General features: G+C 67.3%; 3 protein-coding genes (1 of these 3 cut by a window edge). All 3 read right to left on the reverse strand.

Annotated elements, in window-relative coordinates; genetic code table 11:
* Window positions 1-5,960 carry the start of a non-ribosomal peptide synthase/polyketide synthase gene (locus ABZ293_RS25580; protein WP_355184551.1) on the reverse strand. The gene continues 19,723 nt to the left of window position 1, outside the view, so the window shows 5,960 of its 25,683 coding nt (coding positions 1-5,960); it begins with the start codon at window positions 5,958-5,960; its stop codon lies off the left edge, out of view.
* Window positions 5,960-23,899, reverse strand: coding sequence for a non-ribosomal peptide synthase/polyketide synthase (locus tag ABZ293_RS25585; protein ID WP_355184553.1), 17,940 nt, complete (start codon window positions 23,897-23,899; stop codon window positions 5,960-5,962). Before ABZ293_RS25585 ends, ABZ293_RS25580 begins: the two co-directional genes overlap by 1 nt.
* Window positions 23,900-24,386: 487 nt before the next feature.
* Window positions 24,387-25,763 (reverse strand): GAF domain-containing protein, encoded by a 1,377-nt coding sequence (locus ABZ293_RS25590; protein WP_355184555.1) that lies wholly within the window; start codon window positions 25,761-25,763, stop codon window positions 24,387-24,389.
* Between the last annotated feature and the right edge of the window lie 26 nt (window positions 25,764-25,789).

Here is a 25,789-nt window from a genome sequence, read left to right on the forward strand (position 1 = left end):
CCCCTCATCGAATCGCTTTGCGATGCTGTACCCAATCTGGCCAGATAGGCGCGCACCAGATCGCTGATCAGTGGCGTCATCGACAGCGCGTCGGCGGCGATATGGTGCACGACGAAGACCAGCACGTATTCGTCACCAGGGATACCGCGCCGATCGTCGACGCGGTCGACACTCAGCAGCGCCACCCGCACGGGCAGTTCGCTGGTCACATCGAATCCGGCACTGGTGATCGCGGTAATGGCGGCGGTCAGCTCGGCACGCTCGACGGGTGCCGGAATGAGGTTCAGCCCGATCTCAGCGGCTACCAGAATCGACTGGTACGGACCGGATTCGCTATCGGGGTAGCAGGTGCGCAGCGATTCGTGCCTGGACAGCACATCCAGCACCGCGCGCTCCAGCGCGTTGACGTCGAGCCTGCCGGTGAGCCGGAGGACGACGGGAAGGTTGTACACACTGGCCGCGCGGTCCTGGGTTTCGATCCGATTGAGAAACCACAGTCGCTGCTGGGCCGGTGAGAGCGGAATGCGCTCCGGACGTTCCTGCCGCACCAGCGGCCGTGCGGGCGCGGCGGCCCGACTGAGTTCATCGACGGCGGCCGCGAACCCCTCGACCGAGGACGCGTCGAAGAGGGCTCGCACCGGGATGCGCGCACCGATGGCCTCCCCGGCCCGGGCGGTCACCTGGGTGGCGTCGAGTGAGCTGCCGCCGAGTGCGAAGAAATCGTCATCGAGGCCGACCCGTTCGACCCGCAGCACCTCGGCGAATACCGCCGCGACCAGGCGCTGGGCCGCATTGGTCGGTGCTCGGAAACTCTTGTGCCGCAATACCGGAAGCGGCAGAGCTTGGCGATCGAGCTTGCCACTGGTGTTGCGCGGGAACTCCGAAAGCTCGACCAGCGCGGTCGGCACCATATATCCGGGAAGACGCCGTGCCAGACCCGCTTTGACCTCCTCCAGCTCCAATTCGCTGCCCGGTGTGCGGATCACATATCCCGCCAGATAGTCCCCGGTATCGCCATCGATCAGCCGAACCGCGGCCTGCCCCACCGCTGGCGCCGCCAGCAGGGCCGCCTCGATCTCCGCGAGTTCGATGCGCTGGCCGCGGAACTTCACCTGGAAATCCATCCGGCCGAGGTAGACGAGCTCGCCATCGGCGCTCCAGCGCACCAGATCTCCGGTGCGGTACATGCGCGCACCGGATCTGCCGAAGGGGTTGGCCACGAACCGCTCCGCGGTCAGGTCGACCCGGCCGTGGTAGCCGCGGGCCAGCTGGTCACCGGCCAGATACAGTTCGCCGGGTACCCCGATCGGCACCGGATGCAGCCGCGAATCCAGCACGTACACCTGGGAATTCCACTCGGGCTCGCCGATCGGCACCAGTTCGTCGTCGGCGGTGATCTCGCGGTAGGTGATCGATACCGCCGCCTCGGTCGGGCCGTACAGATTGTGCAGCGCGGCATCGCTGACCGCATGAAAACCCGCGACGGTCTCCGGCGGCAATGCCTCACCGATGACGAAAACATCGCGCAGCGAATCGAGTTCCGCCGCCTCGGCATGCGCCGCGAAGACCGCGAGCATCGATGGCACGAAGTCGGTCAGTGTGACACCGTGGCGGGCAATGGTTTCCGCGATATAGCGCGGATCGCGGTGGCCGTCCGGCGCGGCGAGCAGCAGCGTCGCGCCCGCGCGCAGCGGCAGGAAATAGCCCCACAGCGATACGTCGAAGGTGGTCGCGGTCTTCTGCAGGTAGACATCGCCGCTGTGCGGCCGGTATTCGTCGTGCATCCAGGCCAGCTGGTTGGCAATGGCGCGGTGTTCGACCGATACCCCCTTCGGCTTGCCCGTCGACCCGGAGGTGAAGATGACGTAGGCGGGGTGTTCGGGTCGCAGCAGCGCGCGACGCTCACCGTCGCCGATCTTGGCGGCGGAGTACTCCGACAGGTCGAGCTCGTCGATATGGTGCAGGTGCACGCTCGGCGGCACGGTGGCGGGGAGGGTGAATCCGCTACCGCGCGTGGTGAGTACGGAATGCGGCCGGGCGGTGTCGAGAATGTGCCAGACGCGCTCGATCGGATGTTCGGGATCCACCGGGACGTAGGCGGCACCGGCGCGCAGCACCGCGTACATCGCGACGACCAATTCGATCGAGCGCGGTATGGCCAGCACCACCAGTGATTCCGGTCCGACTCCGGTACCGATGAGCAGGCGGGCCAGCCGATTGACTTGCTCGGATAGCTCGGTGTAGGTGAGCTCGGTCGTATCGGAGACCAGGGCAATGGCATTCGGCGTACGACGCACCTGGTTGTCGAAGCCCTCGTGCAGAAATCGGTCGGCCACCTTGTGCCCGCTGGCATTCCAGCTCGCGGTGACGTAATCGAGTTCGCCCATATCCAGCAGCTCGATATCGCCGACCGCGATATCCGGATCGTCGATGGCCGCGCGCAGCAGCCGGAGGAACTTGGCCCCGAATTCGCGCACAGTCGCGGCATCGAACAGATCGGTGGCATAGGTGAATTCGGCACGGTAACCGGATTCGTCCGCGCCGGTGTCGGAAAGTGTCAGCTGGAGATCGAATTTCGCGAAGCCGGGATCGAAATCGACCAGCTCCGCGTCCAGCCCCGGCATGGTCAGCGCGATCGGCCCGATATTCTGCATGAACAGCGCGACCTGGAACAGCGGATGCCGCCCCTGCGACCGCGCCGGATTGACCACCTCGACCAGCCGCTCGAACGGAATATCGCTGTGCGCGAAGGCATTCAGATCGCGCTCACGGGCCTGGGCGACGAGATCGGCGAAACTCACCTCGCCCCGGACTTCGGTGCGCAGCACGAGGGTATTGACGAACATGCCGACGAGGTCGTCGAGCGCGCGCTCACCACGCCCGGCCACCGGCGTGCCGATGGCGATATCGGAGGTGCCGGACAGCCGTGACAGCAGCACGGCGAGCGCGGCGTGCACAACCATGAACGGCGTGGCACGGCTGCGAGCGGCGATCCGGTCGATCGCATGACGCAGTTGCGCGTCGATGGCGAACTCGTGGGTGGCCCCGCGATAGGACGCCACCGCGGGGCGCGGTCGATCGGCGGGCAGATCCAGCTGTGCGGGCAGCTCGGCCAATTCGGTGGCCCAGAACCCGAGCTGGCGCGCGGCGACCGAATCCGGATCGTCCTCGTCGCCCAGCACCTGCTGCTGCCACAGTGCGTAGTCGGCGTACTGCACCGCCAATGCGGCCCAACCCGGATTGCGGCCAGCGCGACGGGCGGAATAGGCGGTGACGAGATCGCGCATCAGCGGCCCCATCGACACACCGTCGGCGGCAATGTGATGCACGACCAGCACCAGCGTGTGATCCTCCGGTCCGCTGCGCAGCAGGCACACCCGGACCGGAATCTCCTCCGTGACATCGAATCCCTGTACGGCGGTGGCCAATACGGCCCCGGCGAGTTCGGCATCCGGCACATCGGTCGGCGATAGGTCGAATACGGCGTGCACCGAACGCACCACCTGGACCGGACCGTCCTCGGTCTGCGGGTAGACGGTGCGCAGGATCTCGTGCCTGGCCACGAGATCGGTAATGGCCGCGGATAGGGCGGAGACCTCGAGCACACCGCGCAGCCGCAGCGCGACCGGGATATTGTCCACCGCGGCGGTATCGAAGACGTAGGCCGATTCGGTGTATGTGCCGAACCGGTTGAGAAACCACATGCGCCGCTGCGCCGGGGACAGCGGAATGCGCTGCGGCCGGGCGACCGCCGTGAGTGTGGGCCGCGCGACTCCGGTTCGCGACAGTCCGGCCAGTGCCGCCACCGTCGGGCGGTCGAAGAAATCCCGGACATCAATGGTGATGCCGAGCGCTGTCCCGATCCTGGCGATGGCACGGGTGGCAATGAGGGAATTGCCGCCGAGTGCGAAGAAATCGTCATCCGCGCCGACCCGCTGCGCGCCGAGCAGCTCACCGAAGATCTGCGCGACCGCGATCTCATCGGCGGTCGCCGGGGCACGGTATTCGGCCACACCGGAACCGAATACCGGTTCCGGCAGCGCGCGACGGTCCAATTTGCCGTTGGCATTGATCGGCATTTCGTCGAGCACCATGACCAGCGACGGCACCATGTAGTCCGGCAGGTCCCGCCGGGTCGATGCCAGCACGGTGGCCGGATCCGGCGCAATGCCACGGTGCGCCACCACATAAGCCACCAAATGATCCCCGCCCGCGTGCCGATGCAGCAGCACCGCGGCCTGCGCGACCTGCTCATTGCGCAATAGCGCCGCCTCGACCTCACCGAGTTCGATCCGCAGCCCGCGCAGCTTCACCTGGAAGTCGATGCGGCCCAGATATTCCAGTTCGTGCGGGCCGCCCTTACCATCGGTGACCCAGCGCACCAGATCGCCGGTGCGATACATCCGGTCACCCGGCGCGCCCTGGGGATTTGCCACGAAGCGATCGGCCGTCAGTCCGGGACGGGCCACATAACCGCGGGCCAACTGCACACCGGCGAGGTACAGCTCACCGACGACACCGCTGGCGACCGGCCGCAGATTATCGTCGAGCACCAGCAATTCGGTGTCGTCGGCGGGCGCGCCGATCGGCACGGTGGTGTGGTCGGCGGCGGTGACCTCATGGGCGGTGACATCGACGGCGGCCTCGGTGGGGCCGTACAGGTTGTGCAGCGTCGCGCCGCTGATATCGCGGAAGGCGGCCGCAGTGGCGGCGGGCAGCGCCTCACCGGAGGCGAAGACCAGGCGCAGGCTCCGCGCCGCCGTTTCGATCTGCGGTTCGGCCACGAATACCGCGAGCATCGATGGCACGAAATGCGCGACGGTGACGCCGCGTCCGGCGATCGTGCGGGCCAGATAGGCCGGATCACGATGACCGTCCGGTGCCGCGATCACCAGCCGCGCACCGACCTGCAACGGCCAGAAGAACTCCCATACCGAGACATCGAAGGTGAACGGTGTCTTCTGCAGTACCACATCCGCGCCGCGTAGTCGGTACAGCCGCTGCCGCCACCGCAGGTTGGCGAGGATCGAACGATGCGATACCGCAACACCTTTCGGGCGGCCCGTCGACCCGGAGGTGAAGATGACGTAGGCCGTATTGTCCGCCGACAGCGGCGCGCGGTCCAGCGCCTCGTCGGATATGGCGCCGCCGTCGAATTCGTCGATCCGCAGTACCCGGATATCGGGCCCGAGCTCCGGCTGGTCCTGGGTCGTGGTGAGCACCAGCACGGGTGCGGCGACCTCGAGGACGTAACCGATGCGTTCGGCCGGATGCTCGGGATCGATCGGCACATACGCACCGCCCGCCTTCAGGATCGCGTACATGCCGACCAGCAGGTCGAATGAGCGCCGAACGGCCAGCCCCACCAGGGCGTCCGGGCCGACGCCCAGGTCGATCAGGTGCCGCGCGAGGGCGTTGACCCGGCCGTCGAACTCCGCATATGTCAGCGTCGCGCAGCGACTCGATGAGGGGTGGTGGTCGGGCGACGGGTGGGCGAGCGTCGAGCCCGCGAATTCCAGCGCCACCGCATCCGGCGTCCGGCGCACCTGCTCCTCGAATTCGGTAACCAGGGTCTCGACCGGCGCGAATGTCGTCGGCAGCACATGCGCCGCCGCCGTCAGCGCATCGTCGAGCAGCTGCTCGAGCACCGTGCCCAGCGCACCGTCGGCCGATTCCAGCAGCGCGGGCAGCTGACCGGAGACCACGACCGATACCAGTGCGTCGGCGCCGAGCCCGCCGCCCATGGCCTCGTCGAGCACCATGATCTCGGTGGCCAGCACACCGTAGGTGATGGTGGTCTCGTCGTGCCGCAGGGCGACCCGGTCCGGGTCCAGTTCGGCGACCTTATCGATCAGGCCGGGCAGATCATCGATGCCGTACGCCCGGCGCAGCGCCGAATGATCGTGCGCGGCACTGCGATTGCCGAGTCCGCTGGATGCGACCGATTCTGCGTGGGACATCAGCTAATTCCTTCCGAATCGACTTCCAACCCCGAGTTGGAGATCACGGCCTGTGCCTCGGTGCGCAGGGTCCGCAGCACCGCGGCCAGACCACTGCCGCCGAGGGCGGCCAGGAGACCGGGCACCAGCCCGGCCAGGGCGACATTGATGAGCGCTTCCGGTTTCGCGGTCGCACCCATGGCCTTGGCGACCGTCGCGAGCTTGGCGGCCAGCTCGCCATAGGTCACCGTGTGCGCGTCGTGGGTGAAGGCGACGGCACCGGATGCGATATCGGCCGCGGCGGCAATGACCGCGGGCAGGTCCGCCAGCTTCGGCGCAGTGTTCTGGTCATCGACGCGTCGCGACTGCTCGGCTCCGCCGCGCTCGGCGGCGCTGCGAATATCGATGGCGCGAATCGCGATCGACGGGTCCGCTGCCACGACCGCGAGCACACGCTGAAGTCGCTCGGCGAACAATCGGACCGTGGCGGCGTCGAGAATGTCGGTCGCGTACCCGAACCGCATATCCAGCCCGGCCAGCTCCCCCGCCGCGTCGAACATCTCGATGCCGATCAGCTGCAAGTCGTATTTCGCCTCGGCCAGCGCGAGATCGAGCACCTCGACCTCGAGCCCGGGCAGCGCGACGCGGCCCGACGGCATGTTCTGGAAGGTGAACATCACCTGGAACAGCGGCGCATAGGCGCTGGATCTGGTTCGGCCCATGGCGTCGACCACCTGCTCGAACGGCACATCGGCATGTGAGAGGGCGGCGATATCGCGATCCCTGGCCTGGCGCAGCAGATCGGCGAAACCGGTGCGCCCATCGACTTCGGTGCGCAGCACGACAGTGTTGACGAACATGCCGATCAGATCGTCGAGTTCGCGTTCGCCGCGGCCCGCGACCGGTGCGCCGATGGCGATATCCGTGGTCCCGGACAGCTTGCCGAGCAGGACCGCGAAGCCACTGTGGATCAGGGTGAACAGCGTGGTCCCGTGCTCGCGGGCAATGGTGTCCAAACGCTCGGCGAGTTCGGCGTCGATCTCGAAATCAACTGCCGCGCCGCGCATATTCCGGCGCGGTGGCCGCGGTCGGTCCGTCGGCAGCGGCAGCACCTCCGGCAGTCCGGCCAATTCCGTTGTCCAGTAGCCGAGTTGCCGCGAGAGCAGGCTGTTCGGATCGTGGTCGGCGCCGAGTGCCAACCGTTGCCACTGGCTGTAGTCGGCGTACTGGATCGGCAAGGGAGTCCAGTCGGGTGCGTGGCCCGCGGTCCTGGCCAGATAGGCGCGCATCAGGTCCCGCGTCATCGGAGCCACCGAATAGCCGTCGGCGCTGATGTGATGCAGCACCACAACGAGCAGGTGCTCATCGGTATCGGTGCGCAACAGCGCCGCGCGCACCGGCACCGTCGCGGTGATATCGAAACCGGTGGCGACGAATTCCTCGATCCACGCGTCGATATCGTGCCGAGACACCGGAATCGGAGTCAGTTCGAATGACAGATCGGCGACGGTCAGCACCTCCTGCACCGGACCGGGCTCGGTATCCGGATACCGGGTGCGCAAGCTCTCGTGGCGTTCGATCACGTCGCGGATCGCCGAGTCGAGGGCAGCGATATCCAGCGCACCGGTGAGACGCAGTGCCGCCGGAATGTGATAGGCCGAGGAGTCCGGTGCCAGCCGGTTGACCACCCACATGCGCTGCTGTGCCAAGGAAAGCGGAACGGGCGCGGTCCCGGACCGGCGGGTGAGCGCGGGCCTGGCATCGGCGTCGCCGAAGTCGGCCAGGTGTGCCGCGAGCAGCTCGACGGTCGGCGCTTCGAATACCGCGGCGACCGGAACCCGCACTCCCAGCGCGGCACCCAGCTGAGCGGCCAACCTCGTCGCCAGCAGCGAATTGCCGCCGAGCGCGAAGAATTCGGTGCCGACCCCGATCGCGCTGTGCCGCGCCGCCATACCGATCACCGATACGAAGGTGGCGGCGACCAACCGTTCCAATTCACTCGACGGTGCGCGGAAGTCCGCCGCGGCGAACACTGGTTCGGGCAGCGCGGCTCGATCGACCTTGCCATTGGCATTGAGCGGCAAGGACTCCAGCACGACAACCGCGGCGGGCACCATATAGGTCGGCAACTCCGCGGCCACGGCGGTGCGGATCGTAGCGGCCAGTTCGGTCGAATCGGCCTCCGGCACTGCGACATAGGCGATGAGCCGCGCTCCCGCATTGCCGTCCTTGTGCGCCACCGCCACCGCGGCTCGCACATCGGGCAGCCGCAGCAGCGCGGTCTCCACCTCGCCCAGCTCGATCCGGAATCCGCCGATCTTGACCTGGAAATCCGCACGCTCCAGGTACTCCAGCATGCCCTCCGGACGCCAGCGGACGATATCGCCGGTCCGATACATCGTGGTGCCGATGGCGGCCGCGAACGGATCCGCGACGAACCGGTCGGCGGTCAGACCCGGTCTGCGCTGGTAGCCGCGCGCCAATTGGGCACCGGCCAAATACAATTCACCCGGCACACCCACCGGAACCGGCCGCAAGCGACCGTCGAGCACATAGACCCGGCTGTTCCACGCGGGCGTCCCGATCGGCACGATATGAGTCGGATCGTCAGCGACCTCGAAACCGGTGATCGATACCGCGGCCTCGGTCGGGCCGTACAGATTGAACAGGCGCGCGCCGGTCCGTTCGGCCCTGCGCCGGAATTCGATCGCGGTAGCCGGCGGCAGCGCCTCACCAATGGCGAGCACCTGCCGCAGCGATTCCGGCAGCGGCGCGGCCGACACCGCGAGCAGCATGCCGACCAGGGACGGTACCGCGTGCAGCACCGTTACCGCATGCCGTTCGATCAGGGCACGGAGCCGGTCCGGATCACGTTCGGTGCCCGGCGCGGTCACCACCAGCCGACCGCCCGTCGTCAGGATCGACCAGAATTCCCATACCGACAGATCGAACGTCGCCGGTGTCTTGAGCAGCGCGCTCGCATTCGGTCCGGATGCGAATCGGTCACGCAGCCAGGCCAATTGGTTGACGATCGCGGCATGCGCAATGGTGACGCCCTTGGGCAGGCCCGTGGACCCGGACGTGAAGATCACGTAGGCGGGATGCTTCGGTCGCAGTGATCGAACCCGTTCGTCATCGGTGATCGGCGTCGCGTCGTATTCCGACAGGTCGAGCCGATCCACTTCCAGTGCGGCAAGTCCGGTTTCGATGGGCATTCCGTCGCGCGAGGTCGTCAGCACACAGCTGGGTCCGGCGGTCTCGATAATGTGCGCGATGCGGTCGACCGGATGATCCGGGTCGATGGGCACATACGCACCACCCGCCCGCACCACCGCGTACATGGCGACAACCAGTTCGACCGAACGCCGCATCGCGAGCACGACGGTGGCCTCCGGGCCAACCCCGTCGGCTATCAGCCTGCGTGCCAGCCGGTTGACCACGGCATCGAATTCCGCATAGGTGAGCACGGACTCGGAGGTCGCATCGATCAGTGCGATGCGGTCGGGTGTCAGCGCCACCTGGGCATCGATGAGATCCGCCAGCGTCGCCGATGCCACCGGATGCGCCGTCCGGTTCCACTCCTCGAGCAACTGGGTACGAGCGACCTCCCCGAGCAGGTCCAACTCGCCGACTGCGGTATCAGGCTGGGTAACAACATCTTCGAGAATCCGGAGCAGCTGCGCACTGAACCGCCGCGCACTCGCGGGCTCGAACAGATCGGTGGCATACCCGAGCGCCAGGTCGATCCCCTCGGGTGCGCCGTCCGCACCGTAGTGGTCGACCGCGAACAGATGCAGATCGAATTGCGCTACCCCGCTGTCGAATTCGAGCTCATGCACCTCGAGTCCGGGCAGCCGCAGCTCACCGCGCTCATGGTTCTGGAACGAATACCCGACCTGGAACAGCGGATGACGCGCCGTCGACCGTTCCGGATTCAGCACCTCCACCAGGCGCTCGAACGGCACATCCGCATGCGAGAAGGCCGCAATATCCGCGGCCCTGGCCCGCCCGAGCAGCTCATCGAAGCTTTCCGCGCCCTCGACCCGGGTCCGCAGGACCAGCGTATTGACGAACATGCCAATGACATCATCGAGGTCGGCATCGCCCCGTCCCGCGATCGGCGTGCCGACCGCGATATCCGAACTGCCGGACAACCGCGCGAGCAGCACCGCCAAGGCGGCATGGACAACCATGAACAGCGTTGCGCCGCTGCGTCGTCCGAGCGCGACGAGCGCGACATGCGACTGCGCGTCGATCGCGAACTCGACCTTCGCGCCGCGCAGGCTCTGACGCGCAGGCCGCGGGTGATCGGTCGGCAGCGCCAGCTGATCCGGCAGCCCGGCCAATGCCCCCGTCCAGTAGGCGAGCTGTTGCGCCGATACCGATTCGGGGTCGTCCTCACTGCCGAGCAGATCCCGCTGCCACAGCGCATAGTCCGCATACTGCACGGCGGGTGGCGTCCAGCCGGGTGCGCTGTCGTTCCGGCGCGCGGTGTACGCCTGTATCAGATCCCGGACGAACGGTGCGCGCGAAGACCCGTCCGCGGCAATGTGATGCAGCACCACGGCCAGGACGAACTCCGCACGTCCCGCGATCCGGAACAACCGCATCCGCACCGGGATATCGACCGTCACGTCGAAGGTGGTGGCGGCCAGCTCCCGAATCCGTTCCGGGAGTTCGGCCTCCGTGCTGTCGATCGGGTAGAGCGACGGAACCGCCTGTGCGACCGGCACGATCAGCTGTGTCGCCGCGCCGTCTACCTCCGGATACCGGGTCCGCAGCGATTCGTGTCGGCCGACCAGATCGGCGACCGCCGCTTGCAGTGCCGCGATATCCAATGCACCGGTGAGCCGCAGCGCCACCGGAATGTTGTAGGCGATCGAGTCCCGGTCGAACCGATTGAGGAACCACATCCGCTGCTGCGCGGGTGATAGCGGAAGCTGCGCCGGACGCGCACCGGCGATCAGCGCGGGCCGGATCGCACCCGAATCGTTCGCGACGACTGCCGCGGCGAGATCGGCCACCCGCGGCGACTCGAACAGCGCGCGGACGCCGACGGTACGGCCGAGCGCGGCACCGATGCGGGCGGCGGCCTTGGCGGCCAGCAGGGAACTACCGCCGAGTGCGAAGAAGTCGTCATCCGCGCCGACCAGACCGTCGGCGCCCATGCCGAGCACATCGGCGAAGACTCCGGCGACGACTTCCTCTGCGACCGAGCCCGGCTTGCGGTAGGCCGTGGCCTCGAATACCGGCGCGGGCAGCGCGGCGCGATCCAATTTCCCATTGACGGTCAGGGGAATTCGACCCACCACCATGATCGCGGCGGGCACCATATGCTCGGGCAGCCGGTGCGCGAGCCGTTGGCGCAACCCCACGGTATCTACCCCGTCGGCGCCGACCACATACGCGACGATGCGCGGCTCATCCACCAGATCGGTGCGCACGATGACCGCCACCTCGTGCACCGATACGTCCGCATCCAGCAGCGCCGCTTCGATCTCCCCCAGCTCGATCCGGAACCCACGCAGATTCACCTGCTGATCGGCCCGGCCCAGATACTCCAGCTCACCGTCGACGGTCCACCGTGCGAGATCACCGGACCGATAGGCCAGCGCACCATTGTCGGCATACGGATCGGCCACGAACCGGCTCGCGGTGAGCGCGGGCCGCCCGAGATAGCCGCGCGCCAACTGGCCACCGGAGACATAGATTTCGCCGGGCACGCCGACCGGTACCGGCCGCAGCCGGGCATCGAGCACCCGCACGACCAATCCCGGTATGGCGCCGCCGATGACGCTCGCCGAGCCGGTGCCCGCATCGATCCGCCGGTAGGAGACGTGCACGGTGGTCTCGGTGATGCCGTACATATTCACCAGCTGCGGCATACCCGGATGCCGGGCCGACCAGCCGCCGAGCCGCTGCGGTTCCAGCGCCTCACCACCGAAGATCACATAGCGCAAGGCGAGTTCGGCCGGCGGTGCGGCGGCCTCGGCGGCGATCAGTTGATAGAACGCCGACGGCGTCTGGTTCAGCACCGTCACCCGTTCCGCGGCGAGCAGTTCCAGGAACTGTTGTGGTGAGCGCGAGGTGAAGTAGTCGACCACCACCAGCCTGCCGCCGTGCAGCAGCGCGCCCCACAGCTCCCAGACCGAGAAGTCGAAGGCGTAGGAGTGGAACATCGTCCAGACATCCGATGGTCCGAAATCGAAATGGCCCCGGGTGTTGTCCAGCAACCGCAGCACATTGCGATGTGGGATGACCACACCCTTCGGCTGCCCGGTGGATCCTGAGGTGTAGATGACGTAGGCCGTATGCGCGGGGTCGAGCGGTGCCCGACGCTCGGCCTGGGTGATCGGCGCCGGATCCATCGAATTCAGGTTGGCGGCCATATCCAGCACCGGTCCGCCGAACCAGCCGGGTGTCAATTCCGCGGTGGCACTGGTGATCGCGCAGATCGGACGCGCGTCATCGAGGACGTATTCGATCCGATCCGCCGGATAGTTGGGGTCGATGGGCAGATATCCGCCCCCGGCCTTGACCACCGCGAGCAGCGCGACGATCAGTTCCACCGAACGCGGCAGCGCCACCGCCACCAGGGCCTCCGGTCCGACTCCGGCCGCGATGAGCCGCCGGGCCAGCCGGTTCGACCAGGTATCGAGTTCGGCGTACGTCAGCGATCGGCCACCGGCGCGGACCGCGACCGCCGCCGGATGCAGCGCCGCGGCCAGCGCGAACCGGTCGGCCAGTGTGCTGGTCTCGGTGACGTAGGTCGCCACCGGAGTGGCCCATTCGTACAGCGCCCGATGCTGCTCCTCGGCGCTGAGCAGTTGGATATCCCCCACCACCACCGTCGCATCGGCCGCGATGGCGGCCAGCACCTGGGTGAACCGGCGACCGAGCACCGCGATGGTGCTCGCGTCGAAAAGGTCTGTCGCGTAGCTGATCTCGATATCCATGCCGTCGGCGCGACCATCGGCATCATCGGATTCGACCACCGTGAACTGCAGATCGAATTTGGCCGCGGCCGCATCGAATGCGACCGGCCGCACCACCAGATCGGCGAGTTCGAGCCGGGGCAGCGCGAAGTTCTGGAAGGCCAGCGCCACCTGGAACAGCGGATGCCGGTTCTGTGCCCGGGTGGGCGCGATGACCTCGACCAGCCGCTCGAACGGCACGTCCGCATTGGACAGCGCCTCGATATCCTGTGCGCGCACGGTGTCGAGCACCGTTTCGAAGCGCGCCCTGGTGTCGATATGCGTGCGCAGCACCAGGGTATTGACGAACATGCCGACGAGCCCGTCGAGCGCGGCGGCACCGCGACCGGCGATCGGAGTGCCGATCGCGATGTCCTCGCCGACCGACAGCCGCGACAGCAGCACCGCCAGTGCCGCGTGCACCGTGCTGAACAGCGTGGTCTCCCGTTTGCGTGCCAACTCGCGCAGTTCACTGTGCAGATCCGAGTCGATGCGCAGCCGGTGGGTGTCACCGCGATACGACGAGACGGCCGGTCGCGGACGATCGGTGGGCAGTTCCAGTTGCTCCGGCAGACCCGTCAGCGCGCCCCGCCAGTACGCGAGCTGGCGGTGCGCCTGCGACCGCGGATCATCGTCGACGCCGAGTGTTTCGGCCTGCCACAGCGTGTAGTCGGCGTATTGCACCGGCAGTGTGGTCCATTCCGGCCCAACGCCCGCGCGCCGAGCCGCATAGGCGGTCATCAGATCGCCCGCAAGCGGGCCGAGCGAGAAGCCGTCGGCCGAAATATGGTGCAGCACAATCGCCAACACGTGCTCGACCGCGGCACCATCGGTGATCGTGAACAGCCGGGCCCGCATCGGCAGCTCCGCCGTCAGACCGAAGGTGGCCGCCGCGAATGCGCCAAGGCACGGTGCGAGTTCCGCTTCGGTGACCGGCTCCGACCGCAGCGTCGGAACAGCCTGCGCCGCAGGGATGATCACCTGCTCCGGACCTTGGGAACCGTCCGGATAGACAGTGCGCAGGCTCTCGTGCCGGGCGACCACATCCGCCAGCGCAGCGGCCAGAGCCGCGACATCCAGCGCACCGGTGAGCCGCAGCGCGACCGGAATGTTGTCCACGGCATCGCCGGGTCCGGTCTCATCTCCCGCGAGAAAACGATTGAGGAACCAGATGCGCTGCTGCGCGGGCGACAGCGGAATCCGCTCCGGACGTATGCGAGCGGTCAACTCGATATCGCCGAGCCCCGGGAATCCGCCGCGCGACACCTCGTCCGCGAGCGCCACGACCGTGCACGCCTCGAACAAGATCCGTACCGGCAGCCGCATATCGAGCGCCGCACCCAATCTGGCCACGACCCGAGTGGCACTCAGCGAATTGCCGCCGAGGGCGAAGAAGTCATCGTCCAAGCCGACCCGCTCGGTACCGAGGACCTCGGCGAAGGTGCGGGCGATGAGCACCTGTATCGCGGTGCCGGGCGCACGGAAGACGGCGGCCTCGAATACCGGCGCGGGCAATGCCCTGCGATCGAGCTTGCCGGAGCCATTGAGCGGGAACTCATCGAGCACCACATAGGCCGATGGCACCATGTACGCCGGCAGTTCCCCGCTCAGCGCTGCTTGCACGGCATCGGTATCGACCGTCGCACCGGCTTGCGCGACGAGGTAGGCCACCAGCTGTTCCTCGCGCAGCACGACAACGGACTGTCCGATCGAATCGACTGCGGCAAGCGCGGTTTCGATATCACCGAGCTCGATCCGCAGACCGCGCAGCTTCACTTGGAAGTCGGTGCGCCCCAGATAGTCGAGCACCCCATCGGCCCGCCAGCACACCAGATCACCCGTGCGGTACATGCGCGCACCGTCGCCGAACGGATTCGCCACGAACCGATCGCCGGTCAGCTCCGGCTGCCCGACATATCCGCGCGCCAATTGCGCTCCGGCCAGGTACAACTCACCAGGTACCCCCACCGGCACCGGACGCAGCCACCCGTCGAGCACATAGACCTGGGTATTGAATACCGGCGCACCGATCGGCACGGTGTCGATATCGGCAGCGGTGACCTCGTGGCCGGTGACATCCACCGCCGCCTCGGTCGGGCCGTACAGATTGTGCACCGCCGCACCGGTCAACGCACGCAGCCGGTGGGCGGGCCTCGGCGGCAGCGCCTCGCCAGAGGCGAATACCAGCCGCAACGAATCACACTGAGCCGCTAGCGGTTCCGCGACGAACACCACCAGCATCGACGGCACAAAGTGCGCGACACTGACCCGCTCGCGGCGGATCACGCGCGCCAGATACGCCGGGTCGCGGTGTCCGTCCGGCTCCGCGATAACCAGGCGCGCACCGATCTGCAAGGGCCAGAAGAACTCCCACACCGACACATCGAAGGTGGCCGGGGTCTTCTGCAGCACCACATCATCGGCGCTCAACGCATATGCGTCCTGCATCCACACCAGCCGATTCACGATCGCGGCATGCGAAACCGCCACGCCCTTCGGCCGTCCGGTGGAGCCGGAGGTGAAGATCACGTACGCGGCATTGCCCGGCAGCAACGCACCGAGCCGATCCGCATCGGTGAGCGGCGCGTCCGAATAGTCGTCGGTGTCGAACAGATCCACATCGAGCACTGCCCACGCCCGCGAGCGCCCCTCGACCTCGGTGGGCAGTTCCAATCCGTCAGCCGAACGGGTCAGCACACAGACCGGCCGAGCAGTCCGCAGCACCTGCGCGATGCGCTCGGCCGGATGATCCGGATCGACCGGAACATACGCGCCACCCGCGGTGAGCACCGCGTACATCGCCACAACCAGATCGACGGAGCGCCGCATGCCGATCGCCACGGTGCTATCCGGACGAACCCCAATGGACACCAGCAACCGCGCCAGCCGGTTGACCCGGCCCGTGAACTGCGCATATGTCAGCGTCGCGTAGGGACTCGATGAGGGGTGGTGATCGGGCGACGGGTGGGCCAGCGTCGCGGAGCGACTCGATGAGGGGTGGTGATCGGGCGACGGGTGGGCCAGCGATTCACCCTCGAATGAGATCGCGACCGCCTCCGGCGTCCGTACCGCCTGCGCCTCGAACAGCGACACCAATGTCGCGTCGGCGGCGCCCGGATGTGCCGTCGCATTCCAGGAGTTCAGGATCAGCGTCCGCTCGTTCTGGTCGAGCAGATCGATATCGCCGATCCGCATCCCCGGATCCGCCATCGCGTCGAGTACCCGCTGCAGCCGGATCGCGAACGAGGCGACCGTCTCGGCGTCGAACAGGTCGGTCGCGTACTCGAAGGTCGCACCCAGCCCAGCGGGAGCACCGGCGGCGTCGACAGCTTCGGCGAGTGTGAGCTGTAGATCGAATTTCGCCGTCTGCGTATCGATATCGAGCGCCGATACCGCGAGTCCGGCCAATGCCAAGCTGGTCTGCGCGGTGTTCTGGAAGTCCAGCATGACCTGGAACAGCGGATGCCGCGCCGCCGACCGCTCCGGCTGCAATACCTCGACCAGCCGCTCGAACGGCACATCGGCGTGTGCGAAGGCGCGCAGATCGCCGTCGCGCACGGCCACGATCAGGTCGGCGAAGCGCAATTCCGGACGCACATCGGTGCGCAGGACCATGGTGTTGACGAACATGCCGACCAGGTCGTCCAGCGCCTGATCACCACGTCCCGCGATGGGCGTGCCGATCGCAATATCCTGCTGCCCGGCGAGTTTCGCCAATACCGTGGCGAACGCCGCGTGCAGGACCATGAACAGCGAGGCGTTCGCATCCTCGGCCAGGCCGCGCAGCCGCTGATGCGTCGCGGCATCGATGGTGAATGCGTGGCGGGCACCACGGCCGGTGGCAGCCGCGGGACGTGGCCGGTCCATCGGCAGGGTCAGGACCTCGGGCACGCCGGCCAGTTCGGCGGCCCAGAACCGGATCTGTTCGGCGATCAGCGATTCCGGATCGTCCTCCGCACCCAGCGTCGCACGCTGCCACAGGGTGTAGTCGGCGTACTGCACCGGCAGCGGTGCCCACCCCGGCTCGGCACCGGCCAGGCGGGCGGCGTACGCGGTGATGAGATCCCTGGTCAGCGGCGCGATCGACCAGCCATCGCCGCTGATGTGATGGATGGAGACGACGAGTACGTGCTCGCTGCCTGCCGGAGCGTCCTCGGCCATGCCACTGGCACCCTCGGACCGCATGCGGAGCAATGTCAGCCGAACCGGCGGCTCCTCATCCACGGCGAAAGGCATTGCCGCCAGGGCACGGATCCGATCGGCCAACTCCGCCGCCAGCACCCGCTCCGGTACGAGCGAACCCGTGACTTCCTCGACCGCCAATACCTGCTGGTGCGGAATACCGTCCACCGCTGGGTATCTGGTGCGCAGCGCCTCATGCCGGATGAGCACATCGGCAATGGCGGCGTTCATGGCGGCCACATCGAGCGCGCCCCGCAACCGCACCGCGGCCGTCAGATTGTTCGCGACCGAATCGGCATCGAACTGATTGAGGAACCACATCCGCTGCTGCGCATAGGACAGCGGCACCACATCGGGACGGGGACCGGCCACCAGCGCCCGACGGTTGCGCGCCGTGCCCGCGGTGGGCAGATGCGCCGCGAAGGCGGCCACCGTCGAATATTCGAACAGCAGCCGCACCGGCACCTCGACACCGGCGATGGCGCCGATCCGCGCCGCAATCTGCGTGGCCACCAGCGAATTTCCGCCGAGTGCGAAGAAATCGTCGTCCAGGCCGACCCGCTCGAGCCCGAGCACCGCCGCGAACACCTCGGCCACCGCGAGTTCCGCCGATGTGGTCGGCGCGCGATATGCCTTGGCGGCCAGCACCGGATCCGGCAGCGCACGGCGATCGAGCTTGCCGGAGCTGGTCAGCGGCATTTCGGCCAGCGCGACGTAGGCGGTCGGCACCATATATGACGGCAGCGTGGCGCGCAGCCGCTGCTCCAACACCGCGCTCAGCTCCGTCTCCGGGATGGCGGAAACCACATAGGCGACCAGCAGTTCACCGGCGGCATGTGCGAACACCCGAACCGCCGCCGCCCGCACATCGGCCGCGGCCACCAGCGCCGCCTCGATCTCGCCGAGCTCGATCCGCTGCCCGCGCAGCTTCACCTGAAAGTCACTGCGCCCCAGATATTCCAGTTCCCCGGCACGATTGCGCCGCACCAGATCACCGGTCCGGTACATCCGCGCTCCGGCCGGGCCGTAGGGATTGGCCACGAAACGCTCGGCAGTCAACTCGGCCCGGCCGTGGTACCCCCGCGCCACCTGGACTCCGGACAGGTACAGCTCGCCGATCACCAGATCCGGCACCGGTCGCAGCCGCGCATCGAGCACCAGCACCTGACTCGCGCGCACCGGACGACCGATCGGCACCGGTCCCTTCGCCGTGGCATCGACCGCCGCGTAGGTGGCATGCACCGTGAATTCCGTGGGGCCGTACAGATTGTGCAGCTCGGCTCGGCTCACCGCGGCGAAGTCGGCCGCGACCTCACCGCTCATCGCCTCCCCTGCCACAAAAACCGTCCGCAGCGAGGCGATCTCGGCAATGCCGGTGGCATCGGCGAATACCGTCAGCATGGAGGGCACGAACGAGGTCATCGTCACCCCGTGCGCGGCAATGGTGGCGGCCAGATACGCACTGTCGCGGTGTCCGTCGTGTTCGGCAACCACCACGCGCGCACCACGCGCCAGCGGTGCGAACAGCTCCCACACCGATACATCGAAGGTCGCCGGAGTCTTGAACAGCACCACATCGCCGGTCCCGATGCGGTACTCATCGGCAATCCACTCGATCTGGTTCACCACCGACGCATGCGGTACCGCGACACCTTTCGGCCTACCGGTCGATCCGGAGGTGAAGATCACGTATGCGGTATCGGTCGCCCGCAGCGGGTGGAGCCGATCCGAATCCGTCACCGGCGCATCCGAATAGCCCGAGCAGTCGAGCGCATCGATGGCCAGCACCGGCGAATCGGCTCCGATCGACCATCCATCGCCGGTGCGCGTCAACACACAGACCGGCCGGGCCGAGCCGATAACGTCCGCGCGCCGGGCCGCCGGTTGGTCCGGATCCACCGGCACATACGCACCGCCCGCGGTCAGCACGGCATAGGCGGCCACCACGAAATCCACCGACCGCCGCATACCGAGCACAACCAGCGCCTCGGGACCGACCCCGGCGGCGATCAGCCGCCGAGCGAGCCGGTTGACCCGCCCGGACAACTGCGCATACGTCAGCGGACCGTCCGCATCGACCAGGGCCACGGCATCGGGCGTGCGCCGAGCCTGCGCCTGGAACCCGGCCAGCAAGGTAGTCGGACTTTTCAGCGTCGACTCGGCGGTACCGCATTCGATCGCCCGCTGCCGACCGGCCGCGTCGAGCAGCGGCAGATCCCCCACCCGCGACTCGGCATCGACCACGACCGCTCGCAACAACCGGACCAGCCACTGCGCATAGTCCGCGATGGTGGATTCGTCGAATAGCTCTGTGGCATAGGTGAATTCGGCCCTGACACCCCCCGATGGCAGCTCCGCCGATGCCGAACCTTCCCCGAGTCCGGCACCGGCGAAACCTTCGGTGACCGTGAGTTGGAGATCGAATTTGGTCACGCCGGTGTCCAGCGTACTGGTGTCGACCCACAAATCGGGGAGTTCGAATCGGATGTCCGCGGCATTGTCGAAAGCGAGCAATACCTGGAACAGCGGGTGCCGTGCCTGCGAGCGCGGCGGGTTGATGGCCTCGACCAGCTGCTCGAATGGCAATTCGGCGTGTCCGAAGGCGGCGAGATCGATTTCGCGCACGCGCGCGAGCAGCGCCGAGAAGGGCGCGGCAGGATCGATCGCGGTCCGCAGCACCAGGGTGTTGACGAACATGCCGACCAGGTCGTCCAGCGCCCGTTCACCGCGTCCGGCCACGGGCGTGCCGATCACAATGTCATCGCTACCGGACAGCCGCGCCAGCAGCACCGCGAATGCGGCATGCAGCACCATGAAGTTCGAAACACCCTGGACACGTCCGAGTTCGGCGATTCCGGCGTGCAGGTCACCGGGCAGCTCGAAGCGGAAGACCGCGCCCCGTCCGGACGAGACCGCGGGCCGCGGCCGATCGGCTGGCAGCTCGATCAGATCGGGCGCACCGGCGAGCGTGGCGGTCCAGAACTCCAGCTGTTGCGCCAGGGGTGCCACCGGATCCGCAGCAGAACCGAGCAATTCACGCTGCCAGAGGCTGTAGTCCGCATACTGCACCGGCAGTGGCGTCCACTGCGGCGCAGCGCCCGCATACCGGGATCCGTACGCAGACATCACATCTCGCGCCAATACCCGCAGCGACAGCCCATCGGCCGCGATGTGATGCAGGACCAGCGCCAGCGCGCAGCTTTCGTCATCGACCAGGAAGATCCGCGCCCGAATGGGAATTTCGCGCTCGAGGTCGAAGCCGAGCGCCGCGAACCGAGCCAACTCCGCATCCAGCGCACCGGCACCGATCGGCTCGGGCTCGCCCACGACCGCGGCCTCGTCCACGGACAGCACCACCTGCTGCGCGGCCACCTCCGGTGCCGACACCGCGGGAAAGACCGTGCGCAGCACCTCATGCCTGCCGACCACATCGGCCAGGGCCGCCCGCAGCGCGGCCACCTCGACCGCACCGCGCAACCGCACCACGAAAGGCATGTTGTAACCGGCGCTGGCACGCTCGAACCGGTTCAGGAACCAGATCCGCTGCTGCGCCGGAGATAGCGGAACCAGCGACGGCCGGTGACGCGCCCGCAGCAGCGCGAGCACCGGCACGTCGCTGGCTCCACCCGTCTGCTCGATCAGTTCGGCGAGTGCGGACACCGTTGTGGCGGTGAACAATTCGCGAACTCCGAGCCGACAGCCCAGATCCGCACCCAAACGGGCCGCGACCTGAGTGGCCACCAGGCTGTTACCGCCGAGAGCGAAGAAATCGTCGTCACGCCCGACCCGATCGTGACCCAACACCTCGCCGAAAACCCGCGCCACCGCGGCCTCCACCGGCGTCGCCGCCGCGGCATATTCGGTCGAGCTGCGCTCGGGCGCGGGCAGCGCGGCACGGTCCAATTTGCCGGAAGCATTGACCGGCAGCGCATCCAGCACCACGAATGCCGCGGGCACCATATACCCGGGCAGCGCCTGGCTCGCCGCGGCCCGCAACTGCGCGAAAGATACTGCGCCCGGCTCGGATTCGACGACATAGGCGACCAACTGCTCGCCGACTCCGGCATCATCGCGCACCACGACCACCGCCCGCACCACCGCATCGACGGCGCCGAGCACGGCCTCGATCTCACCGAGCTCGATCCGCAACCCGCGCAGCTTGACCTGGAAATCGGTACGCCCCAGATACTCCAGCTCGCCATGGGTGGTCCAGCGGACCAGATCACCGGTGCGGTACATCCGCGTGGCGGCACCGTCCGGCCCACCGAACGGATCGGCGACGAACCGGTCGGCAGTGAGCCCGGGTCGGCCGATATAGCCACGGGCGAGCTGTACCCCCGACAGATACAGCTCGCCCGAAGCCCCGACCGGTACCGGCCGCAGCCGCGAATCGAGCACATAGAGCCGGGTATTGAACACCGGCGCGCCGATCGGCACCGAGAGGGTATCGGTATCGGTCACCTCATGGAAGGTGACGTCGACCGCCGCCTCCGTCGGACCGTACAAATTATGCAGCCGCGCACCGGTCAGCACCCGCAGCCGCTGTGCCAGCGCGCCGGGCAGCGCCTCACCGGAGGCGAAGACCGTGCGCAGCGAGGTGCGGTTGGTGAACTCCTGGTGAGCCAGAAACGCTTCCAGCATCGATGGTACGAAATGCGCGGTCGTCACGCCGTATCGGCTGATCACCGCGCGCAGATAGGCCGGATCGCGATGGCCGTCGGGCTCGGCGAGCACCAGTCGCGCCCCGACCTGCAGCGGCCAGAAGAACTCCCATACCGACACATCGAAGGTCGCCGGCGTCTTCTGGAGTACGACATCCTCGGACGAGAGCCGATACATCTGCTGCATCCACACCAGCCGATTCACGATCGCCTCGTGCGTGACTGCCACGCCCTTCGGCAGTCCGGTCGACCCCGAGGTGAAGATCACGTAGGCGGGCTGTCCCGGCCGCAAGGCGCTGCCGCGCTCCCGATCCCAGACCGGACCATCGGCATATTCTGCGAGATCTGCCAGGTCGACGCGGATTTCCGGGATCCCGGAAAACTCCGGTGCCGCAGCCGCCTCGGTGGTCAGCACGCAGGCGGGCCCGGCGGTGGCCAGAATATGCGCGGTGCGCTCGGCCGGATGATCCGGATCGAGCGGCACATAGGCCGCTCCCGCCGCGAGAATCGCGTAGATCGCGACGATGAGCTCCGGCGAGCGGCGGATGTTAACCGCGATCAGCGTTTCGGGTCCGGCGCCGAGCCCGATCAGATGCCGTGCCAGCCGGTTGCTGCGGGCCGCGAGTTCCCGATAGGTCAGATCCGGTGCACCGGCGAATCGCACCGCGACCGCATCCGGTGTCCGCCCGACCTGCGCCTCGAACATCGACACCAGCGTCGGCGCACCGGCGAGCACCGTATGCATATCGAAGGCGGTCGCATTCCAAATCCTGGTGCTCACCTCGAGTTCCAGTTCGGTCGCCACCGCCACCGCCACCATCGGCGTATCGATCTCGGCGGCCACCACCCGCTCCAGGTACTGCAGGAAGCGGGTGTGATGGCGGGCGATGTCATCGGCCGAATACAGATTCGGATTCGCCTCGAAATCCACGTGCACGCTGTCGCGCTCGCCGTAGTACACATTGAGGCTCAGGTCCTCCACCGGCCCGGTAGAGAGCACGTGATACCGGCCGACCGTATCGCCGAGGGTCAACTCGCTGCCGAACAGCATGATGTTGGCCACCGGACCGAATAGCGCCCGGCGCGTGGGCTGCCCGTCGTGCTCGGCATCGCGCCGGATGTCCTCGTGCCGATACCGCTGGTGCCGCAGTGCGCCCGCCACCTCGACCCGAGTCGCGCGCAACAGCTCACCCCAGGTGCCGTCGACCGCGAGCCGCAGCGGCACGATATTCGACAGCATCCCCGCCGACCGCCGCATCACCGCCGTGGTGCGCGCGGTCACCGGCAGGCTCAGCACCGCCTCGTCCCGGTCGGTGATCCGCCCGAGATATCCGGCGAAGGCCGCGAGCAACACCACCGCCAACGTCGAATCCTGGCTCACGGCAACAATATTCATCCGGTTGACCAGCGCTTCCGGCAATACCCGACCGGCGATCAGGTTGGTTGCCGAACGCGGTGCGGTGCGCCCGTCCAGCGTGGTCGTGCCGTCCAGCCCGGCCACCCGCTCGGCCCAGTACTCCCGGTCGGCCTCGAAACGGGTGCTATCGCGGTAGGCGAGTTCGCCGTCGACCAGCGCGGTCAGCGCACCCGGCCGCACCGCTGGCGGCTCGGTGCCCAGCACCCGGGCGGTGTACAGCTCGGCCACCCGCTGGATATTGGTCAGCGCGCCGAACCCGTCGAGCACGATGTGATGCACCCGCAGATACCAGAACGACCGATGGTCGCCGACCCGCAGCACGGCACCCGCGAACAGCCGGTCGGCCAGCATATCGACCGGCGCACTCGCATCGGCCCGCATCCATTCATGTGCCGCCGCAACCGGATCGGCATGGTCGCGCAGGTCGATCGCCTTGATATCAACGGAATTCGCGGGATCCACCCATTGGCACGGTGCACCGCCGGATTCACCGACCCGCACCAGCGCCGATTCGTATTCGCGTGCCGCCTCGACCGTCACCTCTTGCAGGATCGCGATATCCAGCGCCTGCGGCACATCCACGTACTCGGCCACATTGATCGGCACGTCGGGCTCGAGCAACTGTGCGTACCAGATCCCCAACTGCGCCGGAGCAAGCGGAAACGCTCGCAATGCGTTGTGCGCCGGCCCTTCCGGTCGCGCCCCACCCAACTCCGTATCGTGCACCAGAGCCTCCTCGTTCGGCGAAACAACAGCTGGCCGAACGCTTTTGGGCACGACGAATAAGCCGCTGCGACAACGCTGTTCAGCGTTGGACGCATGGCTGGGACGCCACCACAAGATGATTCGGCGAATGTGCGGGGCACGACGACGGCACCCACACGAGATCGGAACAGATTGCGTGAATCGAGATTCGGTGACCGACGGTCACCACCGCGGCGACCGACGGTCACCGCATGCGACTAGCTCTTGATCGCTCCTCCAACGTTGCTGCCGCGGTGCGGGGCGCCGGGGCTTTGTCAGCTTCATCACACGGATGTGATCCGTGCATTGCGAACATTAGGCGCTTCGTTAATAAAAAGGAACTTTTTGCACTAAAAAAAGTTGGTCGATCGTCCAGCGCGCTCAGCTGGGCCGACGCAGCAGGGCAAAGCTGTGTCCGCGACCACATTTCGATCGCGTATGTGAGCTACGGCACTTTCAGATGTGCAGACTATGAGCCCGAACGTTGCATCCGCGTTGCATCGGCGCCCAAGCGTCGATCGAGCACTCGAATCTTGGCCTCGATCTGCGCATATAACGGCGAATCACGATCCACCGTCGCGCGATAGGCGGCCCAGGACGCGGCATCGTCACGCCCTTCGGCACATGCGGTCCACCGACGCAGCACCGCGGTATCGCCGGAACTGAGCACCGCGGTGCGCAGCCGAACCCGAAGTTCATCCCGAATGTCAATAATTCCGGGCGCGGTCGAGCGCGGCAGCACCGGTCCGGCGTACAGCCGTAATGCAGAATCGACATCACCGGAGTCGAGTGCGGCCCGCAGCGCTTCGATATCGGTTGCGACATGCACCCGCAACCGGTAAGGGCGCGAACCGAATACGCTCGGACCGACCACCGCACGCAGCCGCGACATGGCGGCACGAATGGTGCCGTTGTCCAGATCCGTGTCATCGAGCAGCAGCGCGAGATGGTCGGCGCCGAGCCCCTCGGGATGTTCGGCGAGCAGCAGCAGGATCTCAGCATGCCGCTGCGACAACGGAACTCGATCACCCGCGACACTCAGCAGCGGCTGCCCGAGCCCGAGCACGTCCAGACCGAGCCGGGCCACCGCGATTTCGCCCGTCGTGCTGTCATAGGCCACGGCGCGGCCCGAGGACCCGTGCTGCCCCGCCCGCATGGCACTCAGCAGCAAATCCATTTCGGCCGCCGTCGATGTCGCCTTCACCAGCGCCAGGATTTCCGGCTTGGCCACCCGCACGCCCCCGGCGATCATCAGCACGCCGACCAGCCTGCCGTCGGGATCGTGTACCGGCGCGGCGACACCGGTGATCTGATGCATCCGGTGCAGAAAGTGTTCGGGCCCATGGATCCACGCGGCCCGGCCGGTGCGCACCACCAGGCCGACGGCATTGGTTCCGATGCGGCGTTCGCTCAGATCGTCGCCAGCACGCAAACCGATTTCGGCGGCCGCGTCGACCTGATCCGAATTGCCGTGCACCCACAGCGCCCGGCCGAATTGATCGGCCACCGCGACGATCAAACCCGTTCTGGCCGTGTCCTGTACGAGTAATTTGTCGATCAGCGGCATCAATGCAGCAATCGGGTGCGCATCGCGATAGCGCTGCAGATCGGCACCGCGCAGGCCGCGCCCGTCCAGCAGGTCCATCGGGTCGATGCCGCCGCGCACGCTGCGCAGCCAGGATTCGAGCACAGCCGGACGCAGCAGACCGGCAAGCTGCGACAGCTGCTCGCCACCCGCGCTAAGGTATCCATGTGCTTGTGCGGCATAGGCTTCCAGAGCGCCGAGTTGAGTGCCGGGTTCGACGCCGTGCCGTGGGGGCCGCCCACCTGCAAGATTGCTGACCATTAGCCTTTCTTTCCGCCCCAAACTGT

The sequence above is a fragment of the Nocardia sp. NPDC005998 genome, assembly GCF_040614395.1.
In the GTDB taxonomy this organism is placed as follows: Bacteria; Actinomycetota; Actinomycetes; order Mycobacteriales; family Mycobacteriaceae; genus Nocardia.

Bases quoted from the DNA above. Each gene is read 5' to 3' on its own strand.
- ABZ293_RS25590 (WP_355184555.1), bottom strand. From the start codon at position 25,763: ATGGTCAGCAATCTTGCAGGTGGGCGGCCCCCACGGCACGGCGTCGAA.